Origin of the sequence: Streptomyces sp. Ac-502 (genome assembly GCF_045222935.1) — a bacterium.
Lineage (GTDB): Bacteria > Actinomycetota > Actinomycetes > Streptomycetales > Streptomycetaceae > Streptomyces > Streptomyces monomycini.
The window spans coordinates 5,183,089-5,196,105 of sequence record NZ_JBHFFO010000001.1 but is presented as its reverse complement, the minus strand read 5'-3'; the positions used below and the strand labels follow the sequence as shown (position 1 = coordinate 5,196,105).

Genomic DNA, 13,017 nt, shown 5'->3' with positions numbered 1-13,017 from the left:
CGGGCGCCCCGCCTCACCGTCCCGGGCGCCCGCCCCGCCAGGCTCGTACCGTCCAGCGGGTAGGACCACGGCCAGTACGGGGTGGTGAAGTTTGCGGGGCGGTGAAGTCCAGGTTGAGCAGCCACGGCCGGGTGTGCCGCCCGCCCACGAAGCCGTTGGCACGCTCGGTGCTGATCCGCGTGTCATGGCGCAGGTCGCGATATTCGGCGTCCCCCTCGGTCACATTGCCTTCGTGAAGGTCGTGCTCCCCGGCCGGCCCGAGCGCGGAGTGGCACTCCAGCGCGCCGCCGAAGGTCCCGCAGCAGCAGAACGCGCCACGGAACAGGGCCTTCCGGAAAGGGGTGCAGGCGTGCCGCGCCCCGTACGAGCGAGGCATGGAGGCGCGAGGAGCCCGGGCTGAAAAGCCCGGAATTCACCGGAACGTTCGCCGTGCCGCACCCCCGGGACGGCGGAGTGGCGCATCTCACCCCGCACCCCGGTCCGGGGTGCGGGAGGAAGCGGAACGGCGCACGCCGAACCCGCACCGGAACCGGCCGGACCCCGCGTGAAGAGACGGTGCAGGCGAACGCGGGGGAAAGCGGTGTTCGCCCGCGCCGCACGCGGTGACAGGTGGCGCGGGCGACGCGACCGAGGCCGACGTGGCGGCGCTGCGCCAAGGGCCGCGGGCTCCGCGGGGAGCGTGATCCCGCCCGTAAGTACGTGCTCACGTCAAGCACTCGCCCACTTGGAGCAGGCCCCCGGACCCGGCCCCGGTTCGATCCCCGGTTCGGATGAATCGCGGACCTGCCCTAGACTCAGTGCTGTGCCACGTGGTGACGGACGACTCAGCCACGACCTGCTCCCCGGCGAGAAGGGCCCCCAGGACGCATGTGGCGTCTTCGGTGTCTGGGCTCCGGGTGAAGAGGTCGCCAAACTCACCTATTTCGGGCTGTATGCCCTGCAGCACCGCGGTCAGGAGTCCGCGGGCATCGCAGTGAGCAACGGCTCCCAGATCCTCGTATTCAAGGACATGGGCCTGGTTTCCCAGGTCTTCGACGAGACATCCCTCGGTTCCCTCCAGGGCCACATCGCCGTGGGCCACGCCCGCTACTCCACCACCGGTGCCTCGGTGTGGGAGAACGCCCAGCCGACGTTCCGCGCGACCGCGCACGGCTCGATCGCCCTGGGTCACAACGGCAACCTGGTCAACACCGCCGAACTCGCCGAGATGGTCGCCGCACTGCCCCGTGAGGGCGGCCGCGCGACCCAGGTCGCGGCGACCAACGACACCGACCTCGTGACGGCCCTGCTGGCCGGCCAGGTCGACGAGGACGGCAAGCCGCTGACCGTCGAGGAGGCCGCGCCGCGCGTCCTGCCCAAGGTCTCGGGTGCCTTCTCGCTGTGCTTCATGGACGAGCACACCCTGTACGCGGCCCGTGACCCGCAGGGCATCCGCCCGCTGGTCCTCGGCCGGCTGGAGCGCGGCTGGGTGGTGGCCTCCGAGACCGCCGCCCTGGACATCTGCGGTGCCAGCTTCATCCGCGAGATCGAGCCGGGCGAGCTGATCGCCGTGGACGAGAACGGTCTGCGCAGCTCCCGCTTCGCCGAGAGCAAGCCCAAGGGCTGCGTCTTCGAGTACGTCTACCTGGCCCGCCCCGACACCGACATCGCGGGCCGCAACGTGTACCTCTCCCGGGTGGAGATGGGCCGCAAGCTGGCCGCCGAGGCGCCCGCCGAGGCCGACCTCGTCATAGCGACCCCGGAGTCCGGCACGCCGGCCGCGGTCGGCTACGCCGAGGCCAGCGGCATCCCGTACGGCGTCGGCCTGGTCAAGAACTCCTACGTCGGCCGGACCTTCATCCAGCCCTCGCAGACCATCCGGCAGCTCGGCATCCGGCTCAAGCTCAACCCGCTCAAGGAAGTCATCCGCGGCAAGCGGCTGGTGGTCGTCGACGACTCGATCGTCCGCGGCAACACCCAGCGCGCCCTGGTCCGGATGCTCCGTGAGGCCGGTGCCGCCGAGATCCACATCCGGATCTCCTCGCCGCCGATCAAGTGGCCGTGCTTCTACGGCATCGACTTCGCCACCCGGGCCGAGCTGATCGCCAACGGTCTGACCGTGGACGAGATCGGTACGTCGCTGGGCGCCGACTCGCTGGCGTACATCTCGATCGACGGCATGATCGAGTCGACGACGATCGCCAAGCCGGACCTGTGCCGCGCGTGCTTCGACGGCCAGTACCCGGTCGACCTCCCCGACCCGGAGCTGCTGGGCAAGCACCTCCGGGAGGCGGAGACCGCGGGCCAGGCCAAGCCGGACCTGGACGGCGTCGAGACGCTGACGGCCGGGGTCGGCGGCGCCGACGCGCTGCGCCGCCCGTAGAGCTCGTACACACCGACAGGAAAGATCTCACCGTGTCTGCCGAGTCTTTTGAGCGTGCCCAGCACGCGGGCACCAGCGCCAGCTACGCAGCAGCGGGCGTGGACATCGAAGCGGGCGACCGCGCCGTCGACCTGATGAAGCAGTGGGTCAAGAAGGCCACCCGCCCCGAGGTCGTCGGCGGCCTCGGCGGGTTCGCCGGCCTCTTCGACGCCTCGGCCCTCAAGCGGTACGAGCGGCCGCTGCTCGCCTCGGCCACCGACGGCGTCGGTACCAAGGTCGACATCGCCCGCCGGATGGGCGTGTACGACACGATCGGCCACGACCTGGTCGGCATGGTCGTGGACGACCTGGTCGTCTGCGGTGCCGAGCCGCTGTTCATGACCGACTACATCTGCGTCGGCAAGGTCTACCCGGAGCGGGTTGCGGCGATCGTCAAGGGCATCGCCGAGGGCTGTGTCCTGGCCGGCTGCGCGCTGGTCGGCGGCGAGACCGCGGAGCACCCGGGGCTGCTGGGGGCCGACGACTTCGACGTCGCGGGCGCCGGTACGGGTGTCGTCGAGGCGGACCGGGTGCTGGGCGCGGATCGTATCCGTATGGGTGACGTCGTCATCGCCATGGAGTCCTCCGGTCTTCACTCGAACGGGTACTCACTCGTCCGCCACGTGCTGTTCGACCGCGCGGGGATGTCGCTGGACCAGCGGGTCGAGGAGCTCGGCCGGACGCTTGGCGAGGAGCTGCTGGAGCCCACGAAGATCTACTCGCTGGACTGCCTGGCGCTGACCCGCACGGCCGAGGTGCACGCCTTCTCGCACATCACCGGCGGCGGCCTGGCCAACAACCTGGCCCGGGTGATCCCGGACGGCCTGCACGCCACGGTCGACCGGTCCACCTGGACCCCGGGCGCGATCTTCGACCTGGTCGGCACGGCCGGCGACGTCGAGCGGCTGGAACTGGAGAAGACCCTGAACATGGGCGTCGGCATGATGGCCGTCGTACCGCAGGAGTCGGTGGACGTGGCGCTGACCACCCTCGCGGACCGCGGCGTGGACGCCTGGGTCAGCGGCGAGATCGTCGAGCGTGGTGACCACACCGAGGCAGTGACCCTGACCGGTGACTACTCCGCCTGACCCGGCCCGCAGGGCAGCACAGAACCCGGTCCGAGGTGGCTACCCCGGACCGGGTCCGTGGAAATGCTGTGCACACCGTGCACGCACGACAGAAGAGACGTCGTACGTCAGGCGCGACGACGCTGCTGGGACGAGTTGCCCTCGTCCTCGTCATCGTCGTCTCGGTTGTAAAGGTCGGCGTACCGCGCGTACGGGTCGTCGTCCTCTTCATCCTCGAACGGCTCGCCGTTCGGCGGCTGCTGCTGTGCCGGCTGTTGCGGCGATGCACCCAGCTCTTCGGCCAGGCGTGAGAGATCAGTCCCACCGCTGTTGTACTTCAGCTGGCGGGCGACCTTCGTCTGCTTGGCCTTGGCCCGGCCGCGCCCCATGGCTCGACCCCCTCAACGACGGGGCTCGACGGCCCCAGAGTCTTGACACGCGTTCATGATTCAGAGCGGACTCTCGACGGAGAGACCGGCCCGTAGGGCTTTAACGGTACCTGCTTCCGCGGCCATACGGTACGTCGCCCGCATCACCGACCGCTCGGCACGACCGGCAGGACGCCCCGTCCCCGCTGGTCAGCTGCGATTTTAACCTGTCCCGTCCGGCGACCCGCCGACGGGTGGTGAGGGATGTCTCCTTCACCACCCGTGATCCCTTACGCAGCGCTCAGAGATCGTTACGCGAGCCGTTCGCAGGCCATTTCCGTACCCACCGTGACGGCGGCCGGTACGGTCGGTGACCGGCGCGGCGCCCGCAGGGGTGTGCGGGCCTGCTCGGAGCCTCCCGTGCCCATGATCGGATCGCGATCAGGCTCGATCGAGCCCGAGCATTCTTGGTCATTGATGAGCGGGAACGGTCACGATCTCGCTCCGTGACCGGCTGGAAAAATGGCCTGAACCGATCGGTACCAGCCGGGCCGACGCCGCCGCCTGACGGCAGCACCAGGGGGCATCGGGCGCCACCGGGTGCCACCGGCCGGCTCCGGGTCCGTCAGGCCCGCCGGGCGTCCGCCATCCGCTGTTCGGCCAGCCGGTCCGCCGCCGCGGCGGGCGGAATGCCGTCTTCCTTCGCACGAGCGAATATCGCCAGCGTGGTGTCGAAGATCTTCGCCGCCTTGGTCCGGCAGCGGTCGAAGTCGAAGCCGCGCAGCTCGTCGGCCACCTGGATGACACCGCCGGCGTTCACCACGTAGTCCGGCGCGTAGAGGACACCGCGGTCGGAAAGATCCTTCTCGACGCCGGGGTGCGCCAGCTGGTTGTTGGCCGCGCCGCAGACCACCTTCGCGGTCAGCGCCGGTACGGACTCGTCGTTCAGCGCGCCGCCGAGGGCGCACGGCGCGTACACGTCCAGGCCCGGCGTACGGATCAGCGACCCGGTGTCCGGTGCCACCTGCACCCGCGGGTGCAGGCTGCGGACGCGCTCGATCGATTCGGCACGCACATCCGTGATCACGACCTCCGCGCCGTCCTCAAGAAGGTGTTCGACGAGGTGGTGGCCCACCTTGCCGACGCCCGCGACGCCGACCTTGCGGCCGCGCAGCGTCGGGTCGCCCCACAGGTGCTGCGCCGAGGCGCGCATCCCCTGGAAGACACCGAAGGCGGTCAGGACGGAGGAGTCGCCGGCGCCGCCGTTCTCGGGGGAGCGGCCGGTGGTCCACTGGTTGGTGCGGGCGACGACGTCCATGTCGGCGACGTACGTGCCGACGTCGCACGCGGTCACGTAGCGGCCGCCGAGGGAAGCCACGAACCGGCCGTATGCGAGCAGGAGTTCTTCGGTCTTGATCAGTTCGGGATCGCCGATGATCACTGCCTTGCCGCCACCGTGGTCGAGACCGGCGAGGGCGTTCTTGTACGACATGCCACGGGAGAGGTTCAGGGCGTCCAGCACGGCCTCATCCTCGGAGGCGTACGCGTGGAAGCGGGTGCCGCCGAGGGCCGGGCCCAGGGCGGTGTCGTGGATGGCGATGACGGCCCGCAGACCGCTGGCGCGGTCCTGGCAGAGGACGACTTGCTCGTGGCCACCCTGCTCGGAACGGAACAGGGTGTGCAGCACGCCTCCGTCAACGCTGACGGAGGAGGGACGTACGTCGGTCACGGTGGTGACTCCCATAAGTCGCGGAGGACGCTCCCCGGCGGCTCCCTGTGGCTTGTGGCCGGAGGAGGGCCGGAGGGCCGGTCGGGAAGAGAGTAAGACCTGAGGGGCACGCTGATCGGTGCAGTGCGGAGGATCACCCTCTCCTGAGGGACGGGCGTGGGACGATTTGCCGTATCCCGAGCCGGGTGGCGTGAGCCAACTCCCGGTACTTTGCACCTCTTTCTCATTCTTTGCGGTAGTTCTGCGGACGACACGTTGTAGGAGACAAAGGAGCGGGCGTGGCCCTGGCGTCGTCGGTGATGGTCCCGTACGCGGCATATCTACGGGTCTACGAGCCGCTCGCAGCGTTCCCCGAACCGGAGCGCTCCTACTGGGCGCGCTATGCCCGGCGCGCCGAGACCCCCACGGTTCAGGACGAACTTCGGCGGTCTCTGGCCGATTTGCTGCCGACCCCGCCGGTGCCGGTCCGGGTCCACGAGAGCAGCGACGCCTTCGTCACGGTCGTGGACGGCGTGACGTGCGTCTGTCCCTGGCGGACGCGGCTGCGCGGCTGGCAGGCCCTGGAGGAGCTGTCCGAACTCCTCCCGGCGCCCGTGCTGGACGCGGCGCTGCCCCCGGTGGTGCGGCGCCAGGCGGCCGCGGACTACGAGGAGTGGCTGGAGCGCAATCCGGACGCCCGGCCGTGGATCCGCACCGCCACCTGGCACGTACCGGTGCGCTGGTTCGCGCTCTTCGGCGACGGCGAGCGGGAGTACACCAAGAGCGAGCACGGGCCGGTGCTGCGGTACCGGACGCCCATGGTGCAGGCGCGGCGCCGGGTGGCGCGGGGCCTGCGCACGCTGCGCGACTCCCTGGAGGAGGGGCCGTTGATCGACGGCCTGGTGGACGTGGGCCGCTGGCTGGAGGAGTTCCATCCGCGGGCGCTGGTGGAGCTGGACTACGGCGGGCTGGTGCACGCGGTGCCCGAGGGGCAGCTCGCCGAGGACCGGTCGGCGGCCGAGGTTGCGGAGGGGCTGGCCGCGTTGCGCGAGGGGGACAGCGACCGGGCCGGCGAGGCGTACGAGAAACTGTCGGACCGCTGGCGCGAGGTGCGCGAGCGTCAGTTCGCCAGCTGAGGCGGGCGCTTCCCTTCCGGGTGGGCGCTCCCTCTTCCGCGGGACGACAAAATGATCTGCGGCTGCCGAGGCTCGTGCACACTACGGACACGGGGGGCGTGGGACGTAGGTCCCGATCCGGGCGATTGCCTCAAGGGTGACCTAAAGCACTGACTTCGGGCCTTGCGGCCAAGCCATACCCTCGTGCCAAAATAGGACAAGGAGCCTGACAAGGGCCCCTTCCGCCCTACTAAGGACGGATAGTTCGGTATTGCGCTCCTTGGTGGGTCTGGTGGCAGCTGGTCACCGTGTGACTGATCGTCACGGTGGTGTGACTGTCCGCTATGGCATGGTCCATCGGCTTCCGCCGAGGTTGAACACCTGAGAGGGCAATTCCATCGGTTTGGCCGACGTGGCTGGACAGATGGTGTAGTTGTAGTGCCGAGGACAAGCCGTTCGTCCTATAACCGACTCGGCCCGCGTCCGCCATTTCGGGCAACGCGGGTCAAGGTGCAGAATTTAGAGGAAAGAACCGTGATGGTTCGGTTCTCCCGAGGAGGCCGCTCATGACCGCTCGCACCCCTGACGCCGAGCCGCTGCTTACCCCCGCCGAGGTCGCCACGATGTTCCGCGTGGACCCGAAGACGGTGACCCGCTGGGCCAAAGCAGGCAAGCTCACGTCCATCCGCACGCTCGGAGGACACCGGCGCTACCGCGAAGCCGAGGTTCGCGCTCTGCTCGCGGGCATTCCGCAGCAGCGCAGCGAAAGCTGAACAACCGCATGACCGGGCTGTTTTCGGGCCCCCAACCCGATGCCGGCCCATGGAGCCCCACCCGGCTCCGCCCAGCACCACCTAGCACCACACAGCACCACTTAGCTCCACCCAGCTTCATACGACGCGGAGCCTGCCCCAACAGGCCCCACACCCGCACCATCTGGGTACGTCATCGATCGCGCTGGACTCCGCCGGGTCCAGCGCGATCTTTTGTGCGCGCGCTCCCGTGCGGGCGGCCGGTCCGGCCGGCTGGACACCGCCCGCGGGGGCCGCCGGGGCGGGCCCCCGCCGTTCTCCGGTCCAGTCCAAGGACTGCCGGGCGGGCGGTGCAATTGCACATATTAAATTGAACGAGTGTAGGACGGCCGTAAGATTCCCGGTTCCTGAAACCCGGGCGGTGACACCCGTCACAGCCCGGGAAGGTTGTGGCGCCGACGCCGCTGCGATAGAGGGCCGGAGCGCCCTCGCTCCCCTCAACAGCCTCCCACCGCAGGGCCGGTGGGGAACGCGCCGTTGGTCACCGGGCCGGGGGACTTTGGTCCTCGCCCGCCTCCGCGGGCGGCGCGGCCGGTGTGTCCGCCTCCGTCGGCGGCACTTCGCGGGACGCCGGGTCCGAGCCCGGGGCGCCTTCAGAAGCCGTGGAAGGCCCCCTGGAGGGCCGCGCGGACGCCCGGGCGGCGGAGTCGGCGGCTGGTGCGCCGGCGACGCGGCTGCGGGGCTCCATGGCGAGCCGCAGAAGGCGGGCGCACACGGGGCAGTGGCGGGTCAGGTGGCGATAGCCCGTGGCGGCCGACAGATGGGCCCGCAGCAACGCCCTGGTCTCATGCCTGGCGGCTGTCGACATCGCCCACTCCTCCCGGCCCCGCGCCCTCCCTCGTGACTACCGGTGGTACGTGCCCCCGTCAATACGCACATCGGCCCGGGCCCGTACGACCCGGACCTTCAGGCCACGGGGTGGAGCGTCGCTCCCGTCCACACTCCCCCACCGCGGGGCGACGCAAACGGCCCGCAGCCGGCGAGCGGGTACGGCCGGACGGCGACCGGTCGCGGCGCCGCGGCGCGCTCCCCGGCGTACGTCCGCCACAACGCGAACGGCCCGCATCCTCGGAAGGATGCGGGCCGATCAACTGCGGTCCTGACGGGATTTGAACCCGCGGCCTCCACCTTGACAGGGTGGCGAGCACTCCAAACTGCTCCACAGGACCTTGGTGCGGCTTCCGCTTGCGCGGTGCTGCGGAACAAGACTCTACAGCAGGTCAGGGGTGCGGTCGAACTCGGTCCCGCGGGGCCGCCCGGAGGGGCCCCGCGGCCGGTCAGGCCTTGGGCACCGCCGCGTCCACGGCCTTGACGATCCGTTTGTCGGAGACCGGGTACGCGGTGCCGAGCGCGTGCGCGAAGTAGCTCACCCGCAGCTCCTCGATCATCCAGCGGATCTCCCGGGCCTCGGCCGGCACCGGCCGCCCCTGGGGGTACTGCTCCAGCAGCCAGGCGTACTCGTCCTGCATCTCCTTGACCTTCGCCATCCGGGAGCGGTCCCGCTCGGCGTTGTTGGGGAGCTGCTGGAGGCGGCGGTCCACGGCGACCAGGTACCGCATGAGGTCCGGCAGGCGCTTGGCGCCGTGGGCGGTCACGAAGCCGGGCTTGACCAGGGCGGCCAGCTGTTCCTTGACGTCCGTGAGGGACGGGAGCAGCGAGGCGAAGGTGGTGGCCTTCAGGCGGCGCTCGCACGCCTGCCAGGCCGCCAGCACCTCCCGTACCTGCTGGACCGTCTTCATCGTCGCGTCCACCAGGTCGGCGCGGACCGCGTCGAAGAGCTTGCGGAAGGACTCCTCGTCCCAGGCCGGGCCGCCGTGTGCGGCGATCAGCCGGTCGGCGGCGGCGGTCACGCAGTCCTCGAAGAGGGCCTGTATGGAGCCGTGGGGGTTGGCGGACAGTGCCAGCTTCTGTTGATTGGTGAGCTTGCCCTGCGCGAACTTGGCTGGGTTGCTCTGGATATTCAACAAGATCAAACGGCGGGTGCCGGTCCACATCGCCGTCTGCTGTTCCGCCTCGGTGTCGAAGAGGCGTACGGCCACGCTCGTGCCCTCGTCGACCAGCGCCGGGTACGCCTTCAGCGGCTGGCCGCCGCGCCGGGTCTCGAAGGTGCGGGGGAGCGTGCCGAGCGTCCAGGACGTCAGGCCGGTCCGCTGCTCCAGGCCGGCCGGCGTCCCGGCGCCCGCGGACGCGCCGTCCCCGCCGCCCTTGGCGGGCCGCTCGGCGGCCTGCGCGAAGGCCTTGCTGAGGGCCGCCCGGGTCTTGGGCTTGAGCTTCAGGCGCAGCGCTTCGAGGTCCTTGGCCTCGGCCAGCTTGCGGCGGCGCTCGTCGACCACCCGGAACGTGATCTTCAGGTGGTCCGGGACCTTGGCCAGGTCGAAGTCGGCCGGGTCGACCGGGACGCCGACCATCCGCTGGAGCCCGGCCGCCAGGGCCGTGGTCAGGCCGCCCTGGAGGGGCACGGTCGAGTCCAGGAAGCGGGCGGCGAAGTTCGGCGCCGGCACGTAGTTGCGGCGGATCGGTTTGGGCAGCGAACGGATCAGTTCGGTCACCAGTTGTTCGCGCAGGCCCGGGATCTGCCAGTCGAAGCCTTCGGAAGAGACCTGGTTGAGCACCTGGAGGGGACGTGGACGGTCACACCGTCCGCGTCCGCGCCCGGTTCGAACTGGTACGTGACGCGGAACTTCAGCTTCCCCTGCCGCCAGGAGTCCGGGTAGTCGTCCTTGGTGACGGCCTCGGCGGACTCGTTGATGAGCATGGAGTGCTCGAAGTTGAGCAGCTCCGGCTCGTCATGGCGTTTCTTCTTCCACCACGAGTCGAAATGGGCGCCCGACACGATGTCTTCGGGCAGCCGCTGATCGTAGAAGTCGAAGAGCGTCTCGTCGTCCACGAGGATGTCGCGCCGCCGGGCGCGGTGCTCCAGCTCCTCGACCTCGCCGAGCAGCTTGCGGTTGTCGTGGAAGAACTGGTGGTGGGTGCGCCAGTCGCCCTCGACCAGGGCGTTGCGGATGAACAGGTCCCGGGAGGTCTCCGGATCGATCCGCCCGTAGTTCACCTTCCGCTGGGCGACGATCGGCACGCCGTACAGCGTCACCCGCTCGTACGCCATCACCGCGGCCATCTTCTGTTCCCAGTGCGGCTCGCTGTACGTCCGCTTCACCAGGTGCTGGGCCAGCGGCTCGATCCACTCGGGCTCGACCTTGGCGTTCACCCGCGCCCACAGGCGGGACGTCTCGACCAGCTCCGCCGACATGACCCAGCGCGGCGGCTTCTTGAAGAGCGCCGAGCCGGGGAAGACCGCGAACTTGGCGCTCCGGGCGCCCAGGTACTCGTTCTTGGCGTCCGTGTCCTTCAGCCCGATGTGCGAAAGCAAACCGGACAGCAGGGAGGTGTGGATGGGGTCGGGCGCCGCGTCCTGCTCGCTGAGGTGCACGCCCATCGTCTTGGCGACCGTCCGCAGCTGCGAGTAGATGTCCTGCCACTCGCGTATCCGCAGATAGTTCAGGAACTCGCCCCGGCACATCCGGCGGAACGCCGACGAGGACAGCGCCTTCTGCTGCTCGCGGACGTACCGCCACAGGTTCAGATACGCCAGGAAGTCGCTGGTCTCGTCCTTGAAGCGGGCGTGCTGCTGGTCGGCCTGCTGCTGTTTCTCGGCGGGCCGCTCGCGCGGATCCTGGATGGACAGCGCCGCCGCGATGACCATGACTTCGCGTACGCACCCGTTGCGGTCGGCCTCCAGCACCATCCGGGCCAGCCGCGGGTCCACCGGCAGCTGGGACAGCTTGCGCCCCATCTCGGTGAGCCGCTTCTTGGGGTCCTTCTGCTTCGGGTCGAGCGCGCCCAGCTCGTGCAGCAGGTCCACGCCGTCCTTGATGTTGCGGCGGTCCGGCGGGTCGATGAACGGGAACTTCTCGATGTCGCCGAGGCCGGCCGCGGTCATCTGCAGGATGACGGAGGCCAGGTTCGTGCGCAGGATCTCGGCGTCGGTGAACTCCGGCCGGGTGAGGAAGTCGTCCTCCGAGTACAGCCGGATGCAGATGCCGTCGCTGGTCCGGCCGCAGCGGCCCTTGCGCTGGTTGGCGCTGGCCTGCGAGACCGGCTCGATCGGCAGCCGCTGGACCTTGGTGCGGTAGCTGTAGCGCGAGATCCGGGCCATGCCCGGGTCGATCACGTACCGGATGCCCGGCACGGTCAGCGAGGTCTCCGCGACGTTGGTCGCGAGCACGATCCGGCGGCCGGTGTGGCGCTGGAAGACGCGGTGCTGCTCGGCGTGCGACAGGCGCGCGTACAGCGGCAGCACCTCGGTCTGCGGCAGGTTCTTCTTGTTGAGCGCGTCCGCCGTGTCGCGGATCTCCCGCTCGCCGGAGAGGAAGACCAGGATGTCGCCGGGGCCCTCGCCCCGCAGCTCGTCCACGGCGTCGCAGATCGCGGTGATCTGGTCGCGGTCGCTGTCGGTGCCGCCCTCCTCCAGGAGCGGGCGGTAGCGGACCTCCACCGGGAACGTACGGCCGGAGACCTCGACGATCGGCGCGCTCGGAACCGTGGTCCCGCTGCCGCCCGCGGTCTCGTCCCCGCCGCCGGTCCCGCCCGCCGGTGCCGCCGGTACGGAGGCGAAGGAGCCGAAGTGCCGGGCGAACCGCTCCGGGTCGATGGTCGCGGAGGTGATCACGACCTTCAGGTCCGGCCGCCGGGGCAGCAGCTGCGCCAGGTACCCGAGGATGAAGTCGATGTTGAGGCTGCGCTCGTGCGCCTCGTCGATGATGATCGTGTCGTACTGGCGCAGCTCGCGGTCGGTCTGGATCTCCGCGAGGAGGATGCCGTCCGTCATCAGCTTCACGAGGGTGTCCGGGCCCACCTGGTCGGTGAAGCGGACCTTCCAGCCGACCGCCTCGCCCAGCGGGGTCCGCAGCTCCTCGGCGACCCGCTCGGCGACCGTACGGGCGGCGATCCGGCGCGGCTGGGTGTGCCCGATCAGACCGCGGACGCCGCGGCCCAGCTCCAGGCAGATCTTGGGGATCTGGGTCGTCTTGCCGGACCCGGTCTCACCCGCGACGATCACGACCTGGTGGTCGCGGATCGCTGCGAGGATCTCGTCCTTCTTCTGGCTGACCGGCAGCTGCTCCGGATATGTGATCGCGGGCAGCGCGGCGCGGCGCCGCGCGACCCGCAGCTCCGCCTCCTCGATCCCGGTGGCGATCTCGGCGAGCACGGCCGCGCGGGCCTCGGGCTTACGGATCCGGCGCGCGCCGTCGAGCCGGCGCCCCAGCCGCTGCTGGTCGCGCAGCATCAGCTCGGGCAGCCGCTCCAGGAGAGCGGGCAGGGAGGGGGCGGCACCGTCGGGCCGGGCGGAGGCAGGCTGACTGGACATACGTCCCCCAGGATCTCACCTCCGTGAATACGGTGGCGAACGAATTGCCGCCGGTACGGGGCCGGGAGGACTTTCCGGGCGCCTGCGGTGCCCCCGCGCGGCGGTTCCCGGTGCCCCTCCCGGCGGCTTCCGGCAACTCTCGCTTGTTGTGGCCGGCGGCCCTCCCGGCCGCTTCGGG

The 13,017-nt window shown here is 70.2% G+C and carries 8 protein-coding genes, 1 tRNA gene and 1 pseudogene; 4 read left to right on the top strand and 6 right to left on the bottom strand.

The features are described from left to right. Positions 1–13: 13 nt before the first annotated feature. Positions 14–376: a hypothetical protein gene (locus ACEXOX_RS23420; RefSeq protein WP_406523022.1), complete on the bottom strand. Its 363-nt coding sequence runs from the start codon at positions 374–376 to the stop codon at positions 14–16. A gap of 426 nt (positions 377–802) precedes the next feature. Here ACEXOX_RS23420 and purF point away from each other — a divergent pair, with 426 nt between their 5' ends. Together purF and purM are read left to right on the top strand one after the other, a co-directional pair. Continuing rightward, positions 803–2,362, top strand: a complete 1,560-nt coding sequence (purF, locus tag ACEXOX_RS23415) for an amidophosphoribosyltransferase (protein WP_406523020.1) — start codon at positions 803–805, stop codon at positions 2,360–2,362. Positions 2,363–2,394: 32 nt separating this feature from the next. Continuing rightward, complete coding sequence (gene purM, locus ACEXOX_RS23410) at positions 2,395–3,489, top strand: phosphoribosylformylglycinamidine cyclo-ligase (RefSeq protein ID WP_406523018.1); 1,095 nt, start codon at positions 2,395–2,397, stop codon at positions 3,487–3,489. Positions 3,490–3,596: 107 nt separating this feature from the next. Here purM and ACEXOX_RS23405 read toward each other — a convergent pair whose 3' ends face one another. Continuing rightward, complete coding sequence (locus tag ACEXOX_RS23405; RefSeq protein ID WP_003980574.1) at positions 3,597–3,857, bottom strand: DUF3073 domain-containing protein; 261 nt, start codon at positions 3,855–3,857, stop codon at positions 3,597–3,599. 604 nt (positions 3,858–4,461) lie between these two features. After that, entirely contained in the window at positions 4,462–5,580 is a 1,119-nt protein-coding gene (locus ACEXOX_RS23400; RefSeq protein WP_406523016.1) for a Leu/Phe/Val dehydrogenase, read from the bottom strand. A gap of 263 nt (positions 5,581–5,843) precedes the next feature. Between ACEXOX_RS23400 and ACEXOX_RS23395 the strand changes: the two genes are divergently transcribed. Both ACEXOX_RS23395 and bldC read left to right on the top strand, forming a co-directional pair. Further along, on the top strand, positions 5,844–6,680 hold the full coding sequence (locus ACEXOX_RS23395) for a hypothetical protein (RefSeq protein ID WP_030024842.1): 837 nt from the start codon (positions 5,844–5,846) through the stop codon (positions 6,678–6,680). Positions 6,681–7,225: 545 nt separating this feature from the next. After that, a complete protein-coding gene (bldC, locus tag ACEXOX_RS23390) occupies positions 7,226–7,432 on the top strand; it encodes a developmental transcriptional regulator BldC (protein ID WP_003980577.1) in 207 nt (68 codons plus the stop codon). 520 nt (positions 7,433–7,952) lie between these two features. Here bldC and ACEXOX_RS23385 read toward each other — a convergent pair. The 3 genes and pseudogenes from ACEXOX_RS23385 to hrpA form a co-directional block, all read right to left on the bottom strand. Continuing rightward, positions 7,953–8,279, bottom strand: coding sequence for a DUF6274 family protein (locus tag ACEXOX_RS23385; protein ID WP_406523013.1), 327 nt, complete (start codon positions 8,277–8,279; stop codon positions 7,953–7,955). A 286-nt stretch (positions 8,280–8,565) separates the two neighbouring features. Further along, positions 8,566–8,640: transfer RNA gene (locus ACEXOX_RS23380), tRNA-Asp, on the bottom strand. A 108-nt stretch (positions 8,641–8,748) separates the two neighbouring features. Next, positions 8,749–12,839 (bottom strand): annotated as a pseudogene (hrpA, locus tag ACEXOX_RS23375) (ATP-dependent RNA helicase HrpA). Positions 12,840–13,017 lie beyond the last annotated feature (178 nt).